The following is a 19789-nucleotide window of genomic DNA, read 5'->3' as shown; positions in this document are numbered from 1 at the left end:
TCATGGTGGCGCAGCTGCCCGTCCCGAGCTCGTTCGGCGTCTCCAGCCGTATGAGCCGCCAACGGCGCCGCGACACGGCACCGGAGGTGTCGATACGGCAGTTGCTGCATGCCCAGGGCTATCGCTACCGAGTTGCGTGGCCGATACCCGGTCTACGCCGGCGAACCGTCGACATCGCGTTTACTCGAGCCCGGGTAGCCGTGTTCGTCGACGGGTGCTTCTGGCATTCGTGCTCCCAGCACAAGACGATTCCAACCGCCAACGGAGACTGGTGGTCGAAGAAGCTGGAGACGAACCGTCTGCGCGACGCAGCGACGACCGCCCACCTTGAGGCGTCGGGTTGGTCGGTCCTCAGGATCTGGGAACATGAGAGCCCCGGTGACGCTGTCGTACGCATCGTCGACCTGCTGAACGAGCGTCGCGCCGACTGCCGAGAGCAGGCCGGCCGGAGGGAATCGCTGGCGGTTCCGGACTGAATCCTGCCGCGTCCCTCAGCTCTGTCCGTCTAGCGCATCGGCAATGTGCTGCCCAATAGCCATCGCGAGCTCAACAGGAACGGCGTTACCGATCTGACGGGCAATCTGCAGCTTGTTGCCACACCACTTGAAGTCGTCGTCGAACCCTTGCAGTCTCGCGGCCTCGTAGTGGGTCAACGCCCTGTCCTCAGACGGATGCAGGTAACGCCCCTTCTCCGGCTTGAAGAACTCGGTCCGGATGGTCACTGACGGCCGATCCCACCTGAGTCTGCCCATGACGTCCGCGGCGCCGGTCGTGTGCTTACGCCAACAGGGCGACTTGAGACGATCAGGAAGATCAAATCGGTTGCCACCAGGAGGAATGTACTCGAACCGCTCTCGGGAGATCTCCTCGTAGTGACGTGTGATGTGAAGCGAGGGGCTGAGGAACGGCCCGGGAACCGACTGACCGAACCGCGTAACAGATCCGGGAGGCAGGCCCTGCCGATGCTTGGGTACGTAGGATCTCACGCCGGCCAGAGCCTCTCGGACGGTCTTCCAATGTTCCCGACCCAAGTCGGAGATTGGAACGTCGATGGGCTTCAAGTCGCGGTGAGTACCGATGACGATAGCCCGGCGCCTGATCTGCGATGAGCCGAACGCAGCAGCCACAACGACGTCCGCACGGAGCTCGTAGTCGCGGAGATCCTCACTCTCGGTGGCGGCTTTCATCTGCTGATACTGGTCGCTACGCAGGAGCCGGTCGACGTTCTCGACCACGAAAACCTTGGGCTTGATGATGCTAAGAGCACGCCAGTACTCGCGCCAGAGCTCATTGCGAGGATCGTCGTCGAGGCGCTTCCCCAGATTCGAGAAGCCCTGACACGGAGGTCCGCCTACAACTACATCGGCCTCTAGAGCCAGCCCCTCGTCCAGCCATTCTGCGATGCCGCCATGATGGATGTGCTCCTCGCCGAAGTTCTCGGCGTACGTAGCGGCCGCGGCCAGATCGATTTCGACCGCACCGACGGGGGTAAATCGCTTGGTCTTCCGCAGGCCCGCCGTGAGTCCTCCACATCCGGCGAAGAGATCCACGACGCGGAAGATCTTCGACATGGGCTGTACCTTAGCCGGCCGCACCGACGCTCGCCAGCGGCTGGCTGGCTCAACTTTCTGGCTAGCTCAGAGATGCACCCGATCAGGGCATTCCACAGCCCAGGTTGGCGCCGTGTTGGCCGCACCAACCACTATGGACACTTCATGGTGCGCGTCCAGCTCTGACCCCCTATCGCCCCCTTCCCGCAGGACGAATAGCCGTCACGACCGTGCATCGCGCCAGGACTGGAGTGCTCGCGGCCGGCAAGCCGTTCACTGACGAGCTCGTCACAGCGGTCCATGCTGTGGGGAATCGCGCCACCGCACCGCAGGACGGCCCGGCGCGAAGCCGACGCCGATGCACCCACGCATGTCGCCCAGCGGTGCACCTCACAGTTCCGGCATAGGCACTTCAGGCGAGGAAGGCTATTCCAAACGCCAGTACCGTCCCAGAGGGCGAGCAGCCAATATGTGCAGGTGGATCACGCCCGCCCAGTTCCGATGCTCGAGGTCATGCGCTATGCCCAGGGAGCCAGCAGGCTGGAGGTCGAGCTGGACGGCTACCTCAACTATCACTTCGTGACCGCCTCACCCGAAGCCATCGACATTCCACGATTGATGCTCGAAGCCGGTATCAACGTGGCAGCGATGGTGGACGCACCTGACAGACCTCGTCGGCCCGTGATCAGCTTGCGGTCGAGTCCGTGGAAAGCAGGGCACGCCACCAACCCGTGGCATGACGAGTTCGACCTCGACCATGGCCACGTCCGCTACTACGGAGACCACAAGCCGACCACGATCGGGCTTCCCGGCGCAACAGTAGGCAACCGTGCACTGCTGGACGCATGGGCACTGCACGCTGCCACCGATTCGCGCGAGCGGCTCCAGGCACCTCCACTGCTGATCTATCGTTCCACAACGGTCAGCCGAGGTGGCCGCAGCCTCGTCAAGGGGCACATCGAGTTCTGCGGTGCGGCGATCATCGAACGACTCGAGCACGTCGTGCAGCGCGACCCAGAGACAGGGCGTAGCTTCCCTAACCTTGTGCTCGACCTGGCAGTCACTGATCTTTCGGAGACCGGCGACGCCCTCGACATGCGTTGGATCGACGACCGCCGCAACCCGACACTCCACGCTGAGCAGGCTGCCCGCCACGCGCCCGCGTCCTGGTGGCGCTGGGTCAAAGACGGTCGAGCCGCGATTCCTCGCGTACGACGCCGCGTCGTATCCTCGCGCGTGCGTTCGGCCGAAGACCAACGCCCAGCCGTTGGATCTGCGGAAGCGGAGCTACTTCAGCGTCTGTACACCCACTTCGACGGACGCAAGCATGCCTTTGAGTTGCTGGCCGCTCGGGTCACTGCCCAGGTCCTGGGCCACTCCGGCGCTCGGTACCACGACGGCTGGCTTACCCGACCTGGTGGTGACGGCGGGGTCGACTTCGTCGGTCGGCTCGATGTAGGCACAGCCGCCAACAACGTCCCACTGGTAGTCCTCGGCCAGGCGAAATGCGTAACTCCCACCTCGTCGATCAGTCCCGACCAGGTCGCTCGGGTGGTCGCCCGCCTGCGACGCGGATGGATCGGGGTCTTCGTGACTACCGGAGTCTTCTCCCGACAAGCACAGATCGAAGTAATCGACGACCAGTACCCTCTGGTGCTCATCGACGGAAAAGCCCTCGCCGATCAGGTGCTCCGCATGGCAGCCGCCGACCATAACGGCGACCTCAACGCACTTCTCAACTCGGTCACCGGGGACTACAACATCGCCATCACGTACCGCCGGCCGGATGAGATCCTCCTCGGGTGATCCTCGGGCGCAGCGCCTCAAGAAACCACCGAGGAACAACCCTGGCAAGTACGGGGGTCACGACCGAGCCGGAGCGCTCGAGACAATCAGGCCGACCCCGGCCGCCAAAGTTGATCTCCAAACCGGGGGCCACAAACGGGTAACAGCACCCCCTGTCCTGAACCCAACCAGCCCATCCGTTCCATCAGCGGCAAGGGGCGCATCCGTCCAGCGCGAGCGTGTTCGTCCGGCGCGAAATTGGCTCGTCCGAGCACAGAATGAGCACAATGGCCACTCCAACGACCCGCCAAGATCGCCACCATGGGCCGAAAGACCTGGTCAAGGGCTTGATCAAGAGAGCCGACGGGGGGACTTGAACCCCCAACCTTCCGATTACAAGTCGGGTGCGCTACCAATTGCGCCACGTCGGCCCGGGCCGACGTTCGTCAGCCTAGCCCACTGATGGTACTCGGTCCCCGGCTCGGCGCGCGGCCCAGATACCCGGCACGAAAAGGTATCAAATCACCACCAAATCGGACCCTGACCTTGGCAGCGGGGCTCCTACCGCTTACTGTTTGCCCTACTCCTCATCCTGCACCGCCGCAGGCCGGAGGTGCTTCTACTCGGATCGTCCGGCACGTTCCTGCCGGTGGAAGGTGGCTACCCCTATGGCTACGGTCACATACGCCAAGGCGTCCCGGGTCTACCCGGGCACCCCGCGTCCCGCGGTTGACCAACTCGACCTTGAGATCGGTGACGGCGAGTTCCTCGTCCTCGTCGGGCCCTCCGGTTGTGGCAAGTCGACGTCGCTGCGCATGCTTGCTGGTCTTGAGGAAGTCGACGGCGGCGACATCCTGATCAACGAGCGCAACGTCACGCATCTGCCGCCGAAGGCGCGCGACATCGCGATGGTGTTCCAGAACTACGCGCTGTACCCGCACATGACGGTCTACGAGAACATGGCGTTCGCGCTCAAGCTGCGTAAGACGCCGAAGCATGACATCGACCGTCGCGTGAAGGAAGCGGCCGCGATGCTGCAGCTCGAGGACTACCTCGGGCGTAAGCCGAAGGCGCTGTCCGGTGGTCAGCGGCAGCGTGTCGCGATGGGTCGCGCGATCGTGCGTGAGCCGCAGGTCTTCCTCATGGACGAGCCGCTGTCGAACCTCGACGCCAAGCTGCGTGTCCAGACCCGTTCGCAGATCGCGACGCTGCAGGCCAGCCTCGGCATCACCACCGTGTACGTGACGCACGACCAGGTCGAGGCCATGACGATGGGCCACCGCGTGGCGGTGCTGCTCGATGGCGTTCTGCAGCAGGTCGACAGCCCGCGTTCGCTGTACGACCGGCCGGCGAACGTGTTCGTGGCCGGGTTCATGGGCTCGCCGGCGATGAACATCAAGACTGTGCCGCTGACCGACCAGGGTGGGCGCTTCGGCGACGTCATCCTGCCGCTGACCCGCGAGCAGATCGCGGCGGCGCAGGCGGACGGGGCCAACGGCCGGGTGACGGTCGGGTTCCGGCCCGAGGACACCGACCTGGTCGGGCCGAACGACGGCGGCATCCCGATCACGGTCGACCTGGTGGAGGAGCTCGGCTCCGACGCCTACGTGCACGGCACCGTGGCGCTCGACGGCCAGGACGAGCGGTTCGTCGTCCGCGCCGACCCGCGCAACACGCCGCGCCTGACCGAGATCGTGCACGTCCGTCCGCACTCGAACACGCACCACGCGTTCAACGCCGCGACCGGCCGCCGGATCGGATAACCGAGCACCGAAGACACGACGAGGGCGGCGCCGGGTTTCCGGCGCCGCCCTTCCCGTGAGCGGAATCAGGCGGCGAAGGCCCAGACCTGCAGCTTCCCCTCGCCGATGCAGGCGATCTTCGATTCGTTCCAGGAGCAGCTCGTCCCGAAGACCTTCGACAGGGTGCCGAGTGCCACGCGGTCGCCCGTGGACGCGGTGACGCCGACCAGTGCGACGTCACTGGGGTACGAAGACGGGGCCTTCGCGAAGAACAGCAGGCTCCCGTTCGTCACCCGGAAGCCCAGCGCGCCCTGGTCCTCGGGCTTGAGCAGCCGCCCGCCGTTCTCGTCGAACAGCGAGCTGGCGCCGCCGTTCGAGTACGACGTGGCGAGGATCTGCTTTCCCACGGGTACCAATGCGCTGGTGCCCTTGGCGTCCTGGCGCCAGAGCTCTTTTTTGTCGGCGGTGGACAGCACCCGCAGTACGGTGTCGGAACCGTCCGAAGCGGTGCCGTCCAGCAGGCAGAACCGGCCCGCGCCGCAGGTCGAGACCGAGGCGATGCGGCGCTTGTCGTCGGAGGTGTAGAGCTGATCCGGCTCGCCCTGCTTGCTCAGGTCGTACACCTTGACCGTGTACTTGGTGCTGCTGCCGTAAACGAACAGCATCTCGTCGGCCATCACGTAGCCCGAATAGCTGTCCGCGGTATTGGTCCAGCTGCGCAGCACCTTGCCGTTGCCCGCCGCGTCGCGGAGGTTGATCTTGTCGCCGTCGACTGAGACGTACGTGGTCTTGGACTTGCCGTCGCGGTTCGTCAGGTCGCCGGTGAAGTCGGACGGGCCGCGGCCGTCAGCGGCGTCGCCCGGCCCGAGAATGGCCGTGCCCTTCTTGTCGTCGTCGACGGTCCATTTCCAGGCGCCGTCCCATGCGTACGCGTTGGTCTTCTTCGTGCCGCCGGAGTGGACGACCCAGACCGAGTCGAGGAACAGGACGCGATCGTCGGAGGCGAAGTCCTGCTTCGCGCGCTCCTTGCCGTTCGAGGCATTCAACAGCCTCAGTGTTCCCTTGGTACCGCCGGCACCGATCACGATCAGCCCGTCCCGATTCGGCAGTAGTTGCCAGCGGTAACTGTCGGAGTCGACATCGGCGGACCAGACCTTCGTCTTCTTGTCGAGGTCGTAGGCGACGAGGTGGAACCTCTTGTCCTGAATCCAGCCAGCGTACGTGCGCGAGCCCAGCGTGGCCGTCACCGGATAACTGATCGCGTCGGCGGCGGCGAGGTCAAGCGAACCTGCGGGGACCAAGGTCTTGAATTCGACGGTATTGATCCGGTCGCGCCAGAAGAAGAAGTACCCGCCAGCGGCCACCAGCGCGAGCACAACGACCGCCGCGACCGCCCCGACGAGCAGCCCAGTGCGGCCGCGCTTCACGGGCGTGTTCGGGTAGCCGGGCGGCGCCGAAACCGGCGAACCACCGAAGGCGCCGGAAACCGGTGAGCCGGCAAAGCCGCCAGAAACCGGAGAACCAGCGGGGCCGCCAGAAACCGGAGAACCGCTGAAACCACCCGAAACCGGCGGGCCGCCGAACCCGCCGGAAACCGGAGAAACCGGCCCGGTGGGAGGAGCATTGAAAGCGGTGGGCGGAGCGCTGAAAGCAGCGGTGGGAGGAGCACTGGCAGCAGCCGGCGGGGCGCTGAAGCTGGGAGAAACCGGCACGCTCTCCGTCTGGTAGCCGACCGGTACCAGCTCGGCCAGCGCCCCCTCCGCGACCGGCAGCTCCGGCTGCTCCAGGACCGTCGGGGCGATCCCCAGCTCCGCGTGCAGCAGCCGCGCCGCCAGCGGCAGCCGCGACGACCCGCCGACCAGGAACATCCCGGCGAGCTGGTCGGGGCGCAGCCCGGCGGAGTGTACGACCTTCCCGGTCTCCCAGACGGCCCGCCGGATCAGCGGCTCGGTGACCCTCTCCAGCTCCTCGCGGGTCATGTGCAGCGCCTGGTCGCGCCCGGGCACGGTGATCGGGGCGACGGTGGTGCGGGACAGCATCTCCTTGGCCCCGCGCACGTCGTCCCAGAACAGCCGGCGGTCGCGGCGCTGGGTGGTGGTCGCGGGGTTGCGCAGAGCGGCCCAGGCGGCGGGCGTGGTCTCGGTGATGACCGCCCCGAGGTGCTCGATGATCGCGGCGTCGACGTCGAGGCCGCCGAGGTCCTCGATGCCGCCGGAGCCGGCGACGGAGAAGCGGCCGTTGTCGTTGCGTACGACGGCGATGTCGAGCGTGCCGCCGCCGAAGTCGAACACGGCGAGCGCGGCGCCGACGGGGACGGGACGGCGGAGCACGTCCGCGAAGTACCGTGCCGCGGCGACCGGCTCGGGCACGAGCATGACCGGCGGCCAGCCGGCCCGCCGCGCCGCCTCGGCAAGGGTGTCCCGGCGGCGGCTGCCCCAGGCCGCCGGGTGGGTCAGCACCGCGGAGGGCAGGAACCCGACCGCCTCGACGGCGGCGCGCGCGACCGCGGCCAGGATCGCGGCCAGCATGTCGACGGTTGGGATCTCGCGGTCGCCGAGCAGGACGGTGGGCTCGTCGATGCGCCGCTTCGGGTTGGGCTCGAAGCGGGACGGGTCGAGCCCGGCCATACGGTACGCGTCCCGGCCGACGTGCAACCGGCCGTGCTCGTCGACGTACACGCCGGAGGGCATGATCGGCGCGCCGTCGACGAGCAGCGGGCGGGTGCGGCCGTCGGGGTGCCGGATCACCGCGACGGTGTTGGACGTGCCGAGGTCGACCCCGATGGCGAAGCCCTGCTGAGGCTGAGTCACCGGCCCATATTAGGGTCGCCCACAAAGATCTACAGCGCGTGCAAGGTCACGCCGAGAAGCGCGGTAGCTACTGCGTGCGCCGCCGCGCCACCTCGGCCAGGGTCACGGCCGCCGCGACGGAGGCGTTGAGCGACTCCACGTCGGAGACCATCGGAATGCCGACACGCAGGTCGCAGGTCTGCCCGACGAGCCGGGACAGGCCGCGTCCCTCCGAGCCGACGACCACGACCAGCGGTCCGACCGCGGCTTCCAGCTCGTACAGCGAAGTCTCCCCGTCGGCGTCGAGCCCTGCGACGATGAATCCCTCCTCCTGGCACTGCTTCAGCGAGCGGGTCAGGTTGGTCACCTGCGCCACCTTGACCCGGGCCGCGGCGCCGGCGCTGGTGCGCCAGGCGGTCGCGGTGATCGCGGCGGAGCGGCGTTCGGTCAGGAAGACGCCGTGCGCGCCGAACGCGGCCGCGGAACGGAGGATCGCGCCGAGGTTGCGCGGGTCGGTGATGCCGTCGAGCGCGATGAGCAGCGGCGCCGGGGACTCGAGCGAGGCGGCGAGCAGGTCCGCGAACGGCTCGTACGCGAACGGCGGCACCTGCAGGCCGAGCCCCTGGTGCAGCACACCGCCGGTCATGCGGTCCAGCTCGTTGCGGGTCACCTCGAGGATCGCGACGCCCCGCTCGGCGGCGGTGCGCACGGCCTCCTTGACGCGCTCGTCCATGTCGATGCCGATGGCGACGTACAGCGCCGTGGCCGGCACGTGCGTGCGCAGCGCCTCGACGACCGGGTTGCGCCCGACGAGCAGCTCCGGGCCTTCCTTGGGCTGCGCGGCCTTGCGCCCCGGAGAGACCCGCGGCGACGACCGGCCGTGCGCGGCAGCCTGCTTCTTGGCGCCGAACGGCCCCTTGCCGGCCGTCCGCTTCGTCCCCGGCTGGCCGACCTTGGGGGCACGCCCCTCGGCCGCCGCGGCCCGGCGCTCCTTGTCCTGCTTCCAGGCGGTGCGCTCCGGGAGCTGCTCGTCCCCGGAGTACCCCTTGTGCCAGGGCCGCTCGTCGGCGGGCAGGGTGCGGCCACGCCCGGTCAGCGACTGCCGGTTTTTGCCGCCGGAGCCCTTCGTGGCGCCCTTCTTCGAGGCGACCCGCTTGCCGCGGCGTTCGGAATTTCCTGGCATCGGTTCAGTGCTCCAAGGTCCATCGTGGACCGGCCGTGGTGTCCTCCACCACGACGCCGGCCTGCTTGAGCTGGTCGCGCACCGCGTCCGCGGCGGCCCAGTCCTTCCGGGTGCGCGCCGCGGCGCGCTGCTCGAGGGCGAGCGCCACCAGCGAGTCGACCACCTTGGTCAGGTCGCCGGCGTCGGTCGAGCGCCACTGCGGGTGCAGCGGGTCGACCCCGAGCACGTCGAGCATCGCGCGCACCTCGGCCAGCGCCGCCCGGATCGCGGGCACGTCCCCGGCGGTCAGCGCCGCGTTGGCGTCGCGGACGGTGTTGTGGATGACGGCCACCGCCTGCGAGGTGTTGAGGTCGTCGTCCAACGCCTCGGCGAACACCGCCGGCACCTCGCCGAGCTCGCCGTCGCCGACCTGCTCGGCGGCGCGCAGCACGAAGTTCTCCAGCCGGCGGTACGCGGTCGCCGACTCCGCCAGCGACTCCGGCGAGTAGTCGATCACCGACCGGTAGTGGGGCGTCATCAGGTAGTAGCGGACCTCGACCGGCCGTATACCCGACTCCACCAGCGCCTCGAGCGTCACGACGTTGCCAACGGACTTGGCCATCTTCGTCCCGCCGAGGTTGAGCAGCGCGTGGTGCACCCAGAACCGGGCGAACCCGTGCCCGGCCGCGCGGGACTGCGCGACCTCGTTCTCGTGGTGCGGGAACTGCAGGTCGAGGCCGCCGCCGTGGATGTCGAACTCGGTGCCGAGGTATCGCCAGCACATGGTGGAGCACTCGATGTGCCAGCCGGGTCGCCCGGGCCCCCACGGCGAGGGCCAGTTGGCGTCGGCGGGCTCGTCGGGCTTGCTGCCCTTCCACAACGCGAAGTCACGCGGGTCGCGCTTGGCGCGCGCGGGCCCGTCGGCCGCTGGCTCCATCAACTCGGGCCGCTGCCCCGACAGCGCGCCATACTCCGGGTAGGACCGCACGTCGAAATACACGTCGCCGCAGCCGTCGACGGCCTGGTAGGCGTGCCCGTCCGCGATGAGCTGCTTGATGAGCTCGTGCATCTCCGGGACGTGGCCGGTCGCGCGCGGCTCATACGTGGGCGGCAGCACCCCGAGGCGCTGATAGGTGGCCGACAGCAACCGCTCGTTGGCATACGCGATCGACCAGAACGGCCGACCGGCCTCGATCGCCTTCTGCAGCACCTTGTCGTCGATGTCGGTGATGTTGCGGATGAACGTCACCGCGTAGCCGGACTTGGCGAACCACCGGCGCAGCACGTCATAGTTGACGCCGGAGCGCAGGTGGCCGATGTGCGGACCGGCCTGCACCGTGAGCCCACACAGGTAGATGCCGACCTGCCCGGGCGTCTTCGGGACGAAGTCCCGGACCGATCGGGTGGCGGTGTCATACAGGCGAAGCGTCACACGTGCAAGAGTAGCTTCCGCACCCGTCCCGCATCGCGCCCGGAGGCCACGTCGGGCAGCGTGCCGCCCGGACGTCTGACCGGTCAAGATCCGCCGGATGTCGCGCTCCGCCGCCCGCCCTCCGCGGCCGTGCGGCAGACGCCGACAGTCACATAACCTGTGCCGGTGGCAACCGAGACTGCACAGACGCTGGACCGCGGCCTGCGCCTGTTGCACCTGGTCGCCGACTCGCCGGCCGGCCTGACCATGACCGAGGCCGCGACCCGCCTGGATGTCGGCCGTGCGGTCGTCTACCGCCTGGCCGCGACCCTGGCCGAGCACGGCATGATCCGCCGCGACCGCGCGGGCCGCCTCCGTCTGGGCGCCGGGGTGCTCCACCTGGCCCGCCGCGCCCAGCCCCTGGTGGCCGACGCCGCACTGCCGGCCCTGCGCCGCCTGGCCGAAACGGTGGGCGCGACGGCCCACCTGACCATCGCCGACGGCGGCGAGGCCTACGCCCTGGCGGTCGTCGAGCCGAGCTGGACGCAGTTTCACGTGGCGTACCGAACGGGCTCCCGCCACCCGCTGGCCTCGGGCGCCGCGGGCAAGGCGATCCTGGCCGGCCGCCAGGGCGACTACACGGCCGTGACCACCACGGGCGAGCTGCAACAGGGCGCCCATGGCGTCGCGGCCGCCGTCCCGGGCGTCGAGGGCCTGGAGGCCAGCGTCGGCGTCGTCGCCCTGACGGAACTGGACCCGGCCCGGGTACCGCCGGAGGTCGTGCACGCCGCCACCGCCATCGCGAACGCACTGTCCTGACACAACGCGCAGAGGTCAGCCGGCTGCGGCTGGAGCTGCGCGAGGCCCTGCGCGACGTGCGCGACAGCCGGGCGCCTGGTCGAGGCCGGCACCACCGAGCGCCGCCGGCTCGAGCGTGACCTGCACGACGGCGCACAGCAGCAGATCGTCAGCGTCGGCATGCGTCTGAGCTCCACCCAGCGCGGCCTGGCCCCGGACAGCCCCGCCCACCACGACCTCGACCTCGCCGTCGAGGCGCTCGAGGCCACCATCGCCGAGCTGCGCCGCCTCGCACACGGTCTCCGCCCGAGCCGCCTCGACGACGGCCTGCCCGCCGCCGTCCGGGCCCTGGTCGCCGACGCCCCGGTACCGGTGCGGGTCAGCGTCACCGACGTGCGCACGAGCGAGTCGGTCGCCACGACGGTGTACTTCGCCGTCGCTGAGGCATGGGCGAACGCCCTCAAACACGCCCGCGCCGGCTCCGTCAACGTCACCGTGGCCCCGGCGGACGACGGCTCCCTGCGGGTGTCGGTCACCGACGACGGTGTCGGCGGCGCCGGAGACCTCACCACCGTCCGCGACCGGGTCGCCTCGCTGGGCGGCAGCCTGACCGTCGACAGCCCGCCCGGCGCAGGCACCCGCATCGAGGTCCGCATCCCGGACGCCGTACTGCCGCGCGAAAGGCACGAAGGGGAGCACTCCTGATGCGCATCGTCCTGGCCGACGACTCGGTCCTATTCCGCGAGGGCATCATCCGTCTGCTCACCGAGGCCGGGCACGAGATCGCCGCCGCGGTCGGGGACGCCGACGCGCTGCTGCACGCCGTCGGCGAGCACACCCCCGACCTCGCCGTGATCGACGTCCGGATGCCGCCCACGATGACCGACGACGGCGCGCGGGCCGCCCGGCAGCTGCGCGGTACCCACCCCAAGCTGCCGATGATCCTGCTCTCCCAGCACGTGGAGACCCGCCACTCGGTCGCGCTGGTCGCCTCGGGCGGCTTCGGCTACCTGCTCAAGGACCGGGTGCTGCGCGTCGACGACTTCCTCGACGCGGTCCGCCGGGTGGCCGAGGGCGGCTCGGCCCTCGACCCCGACGTGGTGGCCGCCCTGCTGTCCCCGGCCCGCCGCGACGACCCGCTGTCGATGCTGAGCGAGCGCGAGCACGACGTGCTGGCCCTGGTCGCGGAGGGCCACTCGAACGCGGCGATCGCGGCGCGGCTGCGGCTCGCCGAGCGCACGGTGGAGAGCCACATGCGCGCGATCTTCCAGAAGCTGCGCATCCCGGACACCGGCAACCGGCACCGCCGAGTGCTGGCCGTCCTGACCTACATAACGTAGAGGTACGGGGCAGGGCCCGCCGGAATCGAACCGGTGTCTTCCCGATTCGAAGTCGGATGGCGACAACCTCTGATGAGTACGCCGACGAGGTCTACCAGGCCGTGCATCCCCCTGGACAGGGAGGAACGCTGATGAGGCAGTGGCTGATCGGTCTGGCCGTCGGGGCCGGGCTCTTGCTGGCGTCGTGGGGACTGCTCATCGTGCTGGCCAGGCGGTTGCCGCCAGGAATTCTGCGCGACCTGGCGGCGTTCATCCCGGACTGCGTGACGGCGGTACGGAAACTGCGCAAGGACCCGCGGGTGCCGCGCCGGGCGAAAGTCGCCGTCATCGTGGCCGGGGTGTGGGTGGCGTCCCCGATTGATCTGATTCCCGAGTTCATCCCGGTGATCGGCCCACTGGACGACATTGTGGTGGTCGCGTTGGCGCTGCGGTACGCCGGCCGTCAGGTGCCGCGCGAAGTGTTGCTGGCTGCGTGGCCCGGTGACCCACGGCTGCTCGAGCGGCTACTCGGCCAGCCGAAACGATCGCCGGAACCGGTTGACGGAGATGGGCCGGTGTAGCACGGCCCGTCTCAATCCTCGGTCTCGATGACCTCGGCGAAATGGCTGCTGCGCCACATCTCGTGGTCGTACATCAGCACCGCAACCGCGTGCACCGCGAAGTTGATCAGCGCGATCGCAAGCAGCACGAAGCCCAGCACACGCATGAAGTTCAAGGCGGGACCATCCACCGCCATACCAACGAGCACCACGCCTACGACGGTGGCCACAACCGCGATGACGAAGAACTTCAGGGTCACCGCCGGGTGCTTCACGTCGTCTCCTCTGCTGGGAATGGTCCGCAGCCTATGACAGATCGAACCGCCGTACGATCGCCCGGCCGATTCCTTCGCCTCCGCCTCCGACAAATCAGCGCGTTCATGCCGTCGAGTGGCTGAGCCGCACGCTCGTCACGGGGGTCCGATCCAGCCAGTGTCGCCCCAGCCCTGGACGATCTCTACTGCTGTGGCGACGTGGATCAGGTCGTCGTTCGTGAGCGGCTGCCCGCCCGCCGTCCAGCTACCCGTCACACCGAGATACAAGGGTTTTACGCCGGCGACCAGGCACGTAGCGTTGTCGGCCAGCGCGACGATCCGGCCCGGAGTGGTCCCGACGCCGACGATCTCACCGCCGTCGCGGCACGTCGTCGTCTTGCCGTACGCGACCAGGAGGTACTGCGGCGACGTCGCCGAGTCCAGCCGGGCCGTCTCAACGAACATCGTCCAGTCGATCGGCGAGTTGCCGCGCATCGACACCGTCAACAGCCGATGCTTGTCGGGCAGCCAGCCCAACACCAACGCCGAGGCAGCCCAGCCGTGATCGGCGACCATCGAACGCGCGATCCGCAACACGTCGTCCTTGCCGACACCGGCCTCACGAACCTCCAACTGCAGCACGTGGCGATCATCGGCGCGCCAGTTCAGCCGTACGGCGCCAGCAGCGGCCAGATAGAAGCCCGGCCGACCGTTGACGTCGACCGTCGAAGCGCCGTCCTGCGGTCGAGGATCGGACTCCGGTGACGCGGACGTCGTGATGGCCAGCTTGATGCCCGGCTCCGAGCGGTCACGACTGTCAACGACGATCGCCCCCTTCGTCCACAACCGGGTCAGCACCACGCCGTCGGCGCCGCCGTACTCGACGACCCGGCTCCGCTCGGTATAACCGGACGGCAGCCAGGTCGGGCGCAGCCCAAGATCGACCGTGCCGACGGTCAGCGGTGACGGCGCCGGCGATTCCGTGACGCGCTCGGCCGGCGGCGGCTCGGCCGGCCCCGGCTCGTGCGGCGCCCCGCGCACGGCGAGCGGCACCGCCAGGACGGCAGCGAGGACGACGGCAGCCGAGGCCGCGAACCTGGCCCGCCGCCGACGGGTCTGCCGGACCCCGATGGCCACCAGCGCCGCTTGGAGCCGCCCCGGATCGGTCGCCGGCTCCGCCCGCCGCTGCTGCGCCGCCCGGACCAGGTCCTCGATGTCCCGGTCAGGGTCCCTGTCAAAGCCGCTGCCGAAGTCCCTGTCGACGTTGCTGCCGCCGCTCGTGCTGCTGTTCATCGCTGACCTCCGGCGGACGTCGTGGCGGCCGACAACGCGGCACGCAGTGCGGTCAGAGCTCGGGAAAGATGGGTACGGACCGTGACCTCGCGGCAGCCGAGCACCCCGGCGATCTCCTCAACCGACTGATCCTCGTAGAACCGCAGGGCGATCACCGCCCGCTGCTGCCGCGGCAACGCCGCGATGAGCCGCATCATGGCATCACGCTCGTCGCGGAACCCGGCCGGATCAGGCAGCGGTACGGCCAGCGCTTCGAGTCCCTCCGTTGACAGCGGGACAAGCCGCGCCGCCCTCCGCCGCCGCCACGACAGGAACTCGTTGACAATCATCCGCTTCACGTACGCCTCCGGCGCGCCCAGCCGGGCGATCCGTGCCCACCGCCCCTGCACCCGGACCAGCACGTTCTGCGTAATGTCCTCGGCGAGATGCAAGTCCCACGTCACCACCGTCGCATAGCGCAGAAGGGCGCCGAACCTCGCGGACACGAACTCCTCGAACGTCACGCCAAGCCCTTCCCAGAGAGCACCGGGATCTGTTGACCCTCAAACGCCGCCGGCAGTGCCCGATGATGACATCCTCCCCCAGTTATTTCTGCTGGGACTTGCATCGGCGTACCGTCGGAGCCTCACGCAGGCTCACGATGAGCCGGAACGCTTGCGACGGCGGAGGTGGGCCGGGCAGTGCAGGCGGGTGGCGCCGGCGGTCCGGTCGACGAACGGCGTGCCGCAGTGGCATCTCTTCAGGCGATGCCAGCCGCCCGCCACCACCAGCAGGCCGAGCGCCAGGGGTGGGTCGAGGGACAGCTGCCAGTACCGCCCTCGGACGAGCGACGGCCTGGCGAGTGCCTCGTTCAGCCGGGCGGCCGCGGCCTCCTCGTCGGGGAGTGCCGCCACGAGTGCGGGCAGCAGCGGGGTGCCGGCGGCGACGTGCAGCGCGGGGTCGAGCATGCCGTACGGGGCCACGACCCCGCGCCACGGGTCGTTATCGCGGCGGCTCAACGTGCACGCCCATCGAGCGGGCCGTGCCCGCCACCGTGCGCATCGCGGCCTCAAGGTCGTCGGTGTTGAGGTCGGGCAGCTTGCGCTCGGCGATCTCGCGCAGCTGGGACCGAGTGAGGGTGCCGACTGTGTCGTGGCCGGGGCGCTGGGCGCCGGACTTGATGCCCAGCGCCCTGCGGATGAGGAACGCGGTCGGCGGGGTCTTCAGCCGTAGCGTGTGGGTGCGGTCGTCGTAGACGGTGACGACCGCCGGAACGATCTCGCCGCGCCGGCCCGCCGTGCCCTCGTCAAACTCGGTCTTGACCTGGCGGATGTTGACGCCGGTCGGGCCGAGCATCTTGCCCAGCTCGACCATGGATGCGTCGCCGGCATCCAGCTCGATCGTGACGGTGCGGACGATCTTCTTCGGTGCTGCCATGCCCGCGACGCTAAGAACTCCAGTAACTGGAGGGTCAAGCCGGTCAGCGCCAGAACGTGTCGTGCTCGTCGCCGGTCAGCTTGGACAGGTCCGGCTGCCCTAGTAGTTACGGCTCTTCGACGCCGGCGATCCGGTACTTGTGCACGTCGGCGGATCGCAGCGGGGGAAGCTCCACACCCGGCCCGCCTGCGCGCTGAGCCCGCCGCTGGCGCCACTACAGGTGGCCTTTACACCACATGGCCATACGATTACACTCCGGTTTCATGCACCAGGTCAGATTTCGGGACGTCGCGGATGTGCTCCGCCGGCAGATCGACGACGGGACCTACCCGCCCGGCGGCCGCCTGCCGAGCGAGGCGAATCTCGCCAAGACCTTCGGCTGCAGCAGGGACACCGTTCGCGACGCGCTGGCCGTGCTGGCCGCGGAAGGGGAGCTGATCAAGCGGCGCGGGACACCGGCCGTTGTTCGCAGGCATGCGCCACGGACCGCGGTCCGGCTTCCCCCGGACGCCACCGTCACCGCACGGCCCATGACACTCGCCGAGGCGGAGGCGTACGGCTGCGGCCCCGGCGTCGCGATCTTCGAGGTCTGCGCCGGCAGCAACGGCTACGCCCTGTACCGCGGCGACCAACACATCCTCACCACCGCGCCGGCGACCCGCTGACTGTGACCGTCCGGGCCCGGCTGGCACGACCGGACCCGGACGGTCGTCCGCAGGGCTGCAACGGGTCGCGCGGTGAAGGCGCAGCGCGTGGCCCGAGCGGCCGCGGAGCCGATGGGTACGACGGAAACAGCGCCGGGGCCGCGTCCCGCGTTACACCAGTCCCGATTGCTTGTTGGCGTGACTGGGCTTCGCCTTCTTCTCGGGAGTCGGCGTCGTCGCAGGCTCCTCGTGAGCGGGCTCCTCGGGGGTGGGCGTCATCGTGGGCGTCGGCGCGACGCCGAGCAGGCGGTTGCAGTACTCCTGGATGGCCTTCTCCCCGCCGCCCGAGAGGCGATTCAGCTCCTTGCGTTGCTCGCCGGTGACCGGCGGCGCGTGCGGGTCGGCGCGAAACGCCAGGAAGGCCTGGCACGCCTCGACCGGTGGGACGGCGGCGGAGGTGGGAGTGGAGGTGCTGGTGGGGGTGGGCGTACTCGGGGGCCCGGGGGCCGTGGAGGCTCCGGGCGTGGTCCGTGGCCGGTCCGGTGTCGCGGTGGGCGACGTGTGCACGGGTGGCGTCTCCTCGCCGCCGAGCCAGGCCTGGACGGGGGCGGGCAGGTGGCCCGTGGTCGCGGCGAAGGCGGTACCGCCGATCGACACCGCGGCTACCCCGGCCACCGCCAGCGCGAAGAGCCGCCGGCGGCGGTGCCGGACGGCCGGGCGGTACGCGGCGCGGAACCCGGCGACGGCCGCGTCCTCGGCGGCGAGCTCGTGCGGGCGCCCCGGCGCGGCGGCTGCCGACAGCAGCTCGCCTAGCCGCCCCTCGGGCGGTCCCTCAAGGTCCATCTTCGTCTTCCTCGTCAGTGTGTGCGCGCACCTCGGGATGCTCGGCCAGCCGGCGCAGGCCGCGCATCGTGGCGATCCGCACCGCGCCCGAGCGCTTGCCGAGCACGCGTGCGGTGCCGGCTACGTCGAGCCCGGCCACAACACGCAGCATGACAGCCTCGGCCTGCTCGCGTGGGAGGGTGGCGATCAGCCGGACGGCCCGGTCGGTCTCATCCAGCTCGACGACGTCGGCCGCCACATCGCGCTCGGTCAACGCGGTGCGCAGTTGATCGACGGCGTCGTGCGGCTCCTCGTGCCGGCGCCACGCCCGACGGTTCTCGTCGATGCCGCGGTGCCGGGCGATCCTGAAGAGCCAGACCCGGAACGCCGTCGCGGTGCCGCGGAAGCGGGACAGGTCGCGGGACACCTGCAGCCACGTCTCGGAGGCGACGTCCTCGGCGGCGTCGCCGCACACCACGCGCAGGTATCGCAGTACGAACGGATGCAGGCAGCGCCATAATACCGCGAAGGAGGCGGAGTCGCCCTCGATCGCGGCGGCCAGGGCGTCCGCGAGATCCTCGTCCCGCAGGCCCTGCACCGAGGCGGTCACCGCGCCGGGGCGGCCAGGCCGGTGCGGGCCATCGCCCGCCACCGCTGCCGTCCGCCGAGCAACGCCGCCACCGTTCCCTGCACCACAACAAGGTAGAGCAGTTGCCGGTAAATCACCTGCTGGAGAGGCACGGACCACAGGGGCGCCAGCCGTTCGCCGTCCAGCCGCAACGCGTACGCGGTCGTGGCCATCTGCAGCACGGTGAACCCGCACCAGACCGCGGCGACCTGAGCCCACGGCAGGAAGAGGGCGCCGTAGATCGCGTAGACGTCGACCAGCGGGGCCGCCAGCGGCAGCAGCATCTGGAACAGCAACAGGTAGAGCACGCCCCGGCGACCGAGGCGGCCGCCGCCGCCCCGCTCCAGGACCGCGCCGCGATGCTTCCAGGCCGCCTGCATCGTCCCGTAGCACCAGCGGTACCGCTGCCGCCACAACTGCCGCAGCGAACTCGGCGCCTCCGTCCACGCCACCGCACGCTCGGCGTAGACAGCGCGCCACCCGGCCCGCAGCACGGTCATCGTCAGATCGGTGTCCTCAGCCAAGGTGTCGCCAGGCACCCCGCCCACGTCGCGGAGCGCTTCACGCCGAAACGCCCCGATCGCGCCGGGGATGGTCGGCATGCATTCTCCCAGGTCGAACAGGCGCCGGTCCAGGTTGAAGCCGACCACGTACTCCAGGTGCTGCCAGCGGCCGAGCAGCCCGCCGCGGTTGCCGATGTTCGCCGCCTCGTTGTAGGTGGGAACGACGATCGACACCGAGTCGAGATACCGGCGCAGGTCCCGCGGCCGGCGCGAACGGCGGGCGTGCCGGCGCGCGGCGAAGACCTGGACGGCGAGGCGCAGCAGCGCGAGCGCGGTCCCGGCCACGACGATCCACTGGATCGCGACGGCGAGCCAGTGACCGGCGGCCTGGCTCCAGCCCAGCGCCGTACCTCGGGCCACCGTGCCCGCACTCGCGCGGGCGTGGTAGGCGAGCACGACGACGGCGAGCAGGAACAGTAACCAGTGCGCCCGAGGTTCGCGACGGGCCCCGTGACGGCGCATGCGCTTACTCGGTCCGGCTCGGCTCGGCATCGCCGCCCGGATGCGAGGGCTTGTCCTTCGCTGCGGCGGTCGAGACCTGGGGCCGGACCGTGACCGGCCGCGCACTCGACGCCGGCGTCCCGAGCCCCCCGGCCCCGTCCGCGTCGCCGCGCTGCATGCCCTGCCCCCTGTCGGGCAGTCCCGGCAGGGGCACCGGCGAGGAGCCGAGCAGCCCGGCGATGAGCAGCGCACCACCCGCGATGAGCAGCACGCCGATCGCAACACCGAGGGCCGTGAAGAGCCGCCGCCGGCGCCCGCCGAGATCCATGAACACGGGTTCCACGCAGGCAAGGGGCGTCGCGCCGGGCCGCCCCGTTACAGCGCGGACGGCCGGTCACCCGCAGCGGGTTCGCCATTATCGCGGAGTGAACATGCACAAGAAGCAGCACGTTCACTCCGCGATAATGGAGAACCCCGCGCATCGTGGACGCCAGGCGCATGATCACCGAAACGTTGCTCGCGGGCTGCCGTCACCAGCCGACTGACGGTCGCGTTCAGTTGGAGGCGATGCCGAGCCCGCCGGCGCCGCCGTGGAACTGGGTGCCCTGAGCG

General features: G+C 69.8%; 21 protein-coding genes and 1 tRNA gene. 8 read left to right on the top strand and 14 right to left on the bottom strand.

The features are described 5' to 3' along the window. The first annotated feature begins 2 nt into the window (after positions 1-2). Complete coding sequence (locus tag ABT297_RS27230; protein WP_350554624.1) at positions 3-476, top strand: very short patch repair endonuclease; 474 nt, start codon at positions 3-5, stop codon at positions 474-476. Between the two features lie 15 nt (positions 477-491). Here the strand turns inward: ABT297_RS27230 and ABT297_RS27225 are convergent, their stop codons facing one another. Continuing rightward, positions 492-1571, bottom strand: coding sequence for a DNA cytosine methyltransferase (locus ABT297_RS27225; RefSeq protein ID WP_350554622.1), 1080 nt, complete (start codon positions 1569-1571; stop codon positions 492-494). A 492-nt stretch (positions 1572-2063) separates the two neighbouring features. Here ABT297_RS27225 and ABT297_RS27220 point away from each other — a divergent pair, with 492 nt between their 5' ends. After that, positions 2064-3356, top strand: a complete 1293-nt coding sequence (locus ABT297_RS27220) for a restriction endonuclease (protein WP_350554620.1) — start codon at positions 2064-2066, stop codon at positions 3354-3356. Between the two features lie 337 nt (positions 3357-3693). On the opposite strand, the gene ABT297_RS27215 is transcribed toward ABT297_RS27220, so the two are convergent. Next, positions 3694-3766 (bottom strand) — tRNA-Thr (locus ABT297_RS27215). A gap of 237 nt (positions 3767-4003) precedes the next feature. Here ABT297_RS27215 and ABT297_RS27210 point away from each other — a divergent pair. Beyond that, positions 4004-5098, top strand: coding sequence for an ABC transporter ATP-binding protein (locus ABT297_RS27210; protein ID WP_350554618.1), 1095 nt, complete (start codon positions 4004-4006; stop codon positions 5096-5098). A 65-nt stretch (positions 5099-5163) separates the two neighbouring features. Here ABT297_RS27210 and ABT297_RS27205 read toward each other — a convergent pair whose 3' ends face one another. The 3 genes from ABT297_RS27205 to cysS all read right to left on the bottom strand — a co-directional run bounded on the left by ABT297_RS27205 (position 5164) and on the right by cysS (position 10460). Beyond that, positions 5164-7887 carry an Hsp70 family protein gene (locus tag ABT297_RS27205; RefSeq protein ID WP_350554616.1) on the bottom strand — a complete coding sequence of 908 codons (2724 nt, stop codon included), beginning with the start codon at positions 7885-7887 and terminating at the stop codon, positions 5164-5166. 67 nt (positions 7888-7954) lie between these two features. Then, on the bottom strand, positions 7955-9049 hold the full coding sequence (rlmB, locus tag ABT297_RS27200; protein ID WP_350554614.1) for a 23S rRNA (guanosine(2251)-2'-O)-methyltransferase RlmB: 1095 nt from the start codon (positions 9047-9049) through the stop codon (positions 7955-7957). 4 nt (positions 9050-9053) lie between these two features. Next, a complete protein-coding gene (gene cysS / locus ABT297_RS27195; protein ID WP_350554612.1) occupies positions 9054-10460 on the bottom strand; it encodes a cysteine--tRNA ligase in 1407 nt (468 codons plus the stop codon). A 159-nt stretch (positions 10461-10619) separates the two neighbouring features. On the opposite strand from cysS, the gene ABT297_RS27190 reads away from it, so the two are divergent. The 4 genes from ABT297_RS27190 to ABT297_RS27175 all read left to right on the top strand — a co-directional run bounded on the left by ABT297_RS27190 (position 10620) and on the right by ABT297_RS27175 (position 13137). After that, positions 10620-11258: an IclR family transcriptional regulator gene (locus ABT297_RS27190; protein ID WP_502885651.1), complete on the top strand. Its 639-nt coding sequence runs from the start codon at positions 10620-10622 to the stop codon at positions 11256-11258. A gap of 75 nt (positions 11259-11333) precedes the next feature. Next, a complete protein-coding gene (locus tag ABT297_RS27185) occupies positions 11334-11942 on the top strand; it encodes a sensor histidine kinase (RefSeq protein ID WP_350554689.1) in 609 nt (202 codons plus the stop codon). After that, positions 11942-12577: a response regulator transcription factor gene (locus tag ABT297_RS27180; protein WP_350554608.1), complete on the top strand. Its 636-nt coding sequence runs from the start codon at positions 11942-11944 to the stop codon at positions 12575-12577. The genes ABT297_RS27185 and ABT297_RS27180 overlap by 1 nt, the downstream gene beginning before the upstream one ends. A gap of 131 nt (positions 12578-12708) precedes the next feature. Continuing rightward, complete coding sequence (locus ABT297_RS27175) at positions 12709-13137, top strand: YkvA family protein (RefSeq protein ID WP_350554606.1); 429 nt, start codon at positions 12709-12711, stop codon at positions 13135-13137. A gap of 11 nt (positions 13138-13148) precedes the next feature. Here the strand turns inward: ABT297_RS27175 and ABT297_RS27170 are convergent, their stop codons facing one another. The 5 genes from ABT297_RS27170 to rplK all read right to left on the bottom strand — a co-directional run bounded on the left by ABT297_RS27170 (position 13149) and on the right by rplK (position 16079). Then, positions 13149-13391: a hypothetical protein gene (locus tag ABT297_RS27170; RefSeq protein ID WP_350554604.1), complete on the bottom strand. Its 243-nt coding sequence runs from the start codon at positions 13389-13391 to the stop codon at positions 13149-13151. 135 nt (positions 13392-13526) lie between these two features. Then, entirely contained in the window at positions 13527-14663 is a 1137-nt protein-coding gene (locus ABT297_RS27165; protein WP_350554602.1) for a hypothetical protein, read from the bottom strand. Next, a complete protein-coding gene (locus ABT297_RS27160) occupies positions 14660-15166 on the bottom strand; it encodes a SigE family RNA polymerase sigma factor (RefSeq protein WP_350554600.1) in 507 nt (168 codons plus the stop codon). The genes ABT297_RS27165 and ABT297_RS27160 overlap by 4 nt, the downstream gene beginning before the upstream one ends. A 132-nt stretch (positions 15167-15298) precedes the next feature. Next, the gene (locus ABT297_RS27155) at positions 15299-15661 is read right to left on the bottom strand and encodes a hypothetical protein (RefSeq protein WP_350554598.1); all 363 of its coding nucleotides are present in this window, start codon (positions 15659-15661) and stop codon (positions 15299-15301) included. Continuing rightward, positions 15645-16079 carry a 50S ribosomal protein L11 gene (gene rplK / locus ABT297_RS27150; RefSeq protein ID WP_350554596.1) on the bottom strand — a complete coding sequence of 145 codons (435 nt, stop codon included), beginning with the start codon at positions 16077-16079 and terminating at the stop codon, positions 15645-15647. Before rplK ends, ABT297_RS27155 begins: the two co-directional genes overlap by 17 nt. Positions 16080-16342: 263 nt before the next feature. Here rplK and ABT297_RS27145 point away from each other — a divergent pair, with 263 nt between their 5' ends. Beyond that, the gene (locus tag ABT297_RS27145; RefSeq protein ID WP_350554594.1) at positions 16343-16744 is read left to right on the top strand and encodes a GntR family transcriptional regulator; all 402 of its coding nucleotides are present in this window, start codon (positions 16343-16345) and stop codon (positions 16742-16744) included. Positions 16745-16894: 150 nt separating this feature from the next. Here ABT297_RS27145 and ABT297_RS27140 read toward each other — a convergent pair whose 3' ends face one another. From ABT297_RS27140 to ABT297_RS27125, 4 genes are read right to left on the bottom strand one after another with little or no spacing between them, the layout of a single operon-like run. After that, positions 16895-17566 carry a hypothetical protein gene (locus ABT297_RS27140; RefSeq protein WP_350554592.1) on the bottom strand — a complete coding sequence of 224 codons (672 nt, stop codon included), beginning with the start codon at positions 17564-17566 and terminating at the stop codon, positions 16895-16897. Continuing rightward, entirely contained in the window at positions 17556-18155 is a 600-nt protein-coding gene (locus ABT297_RS27135) for an RNA polymerase sigma factor (RefSeq protein ID WP_350554590.1), read from the bottom strand. Before ABT297_RS27135 ends, ABT297_RS27140 begins: the two co-directional genes overlap by 11 nt. Next, positions 18152-19198: a glycosyltransferase family 2 protein gene (locus tag ABT297_RS27130; protein ID WP_350554588.1), complete on the bottom strand. Its 1047-nt coding sequence runs from the start codon at positions 19196-19198 to the stop codon at positions 18152-18154. The genes ABT297_RS27135 and ABT297_RS27130 overlap by 4 nt, the downstream gene beginning before the upstream one ends. Before the next feature lie 4 nt (positions 19199-19202). Then, positions 19203-19520 (bottom strand): hypothetical protein, encoded by a 318-nt coding sequence (locus tag ABT297_RS27125; protein ID WP_350554587.1) that lies wholly within the window; start codon positions 19518-19520, stop codon positions 19203-19205. Positions 19521-19789: the final 269 nt, after the last annotated feature.

Source organism: Dactylosporangium sp. NPDC000555, from assembly GCF_040300025.1.
Taxonomy (GTDB): domain Bacteria; phylum Actinomycetota; class Actinomycetes; order Mycobacteriales; family Micromonosporaceae; genus Dactylosporangium.
This window is presented reverse-complemented; position numbering and strand designations above follow the sequence as displayed.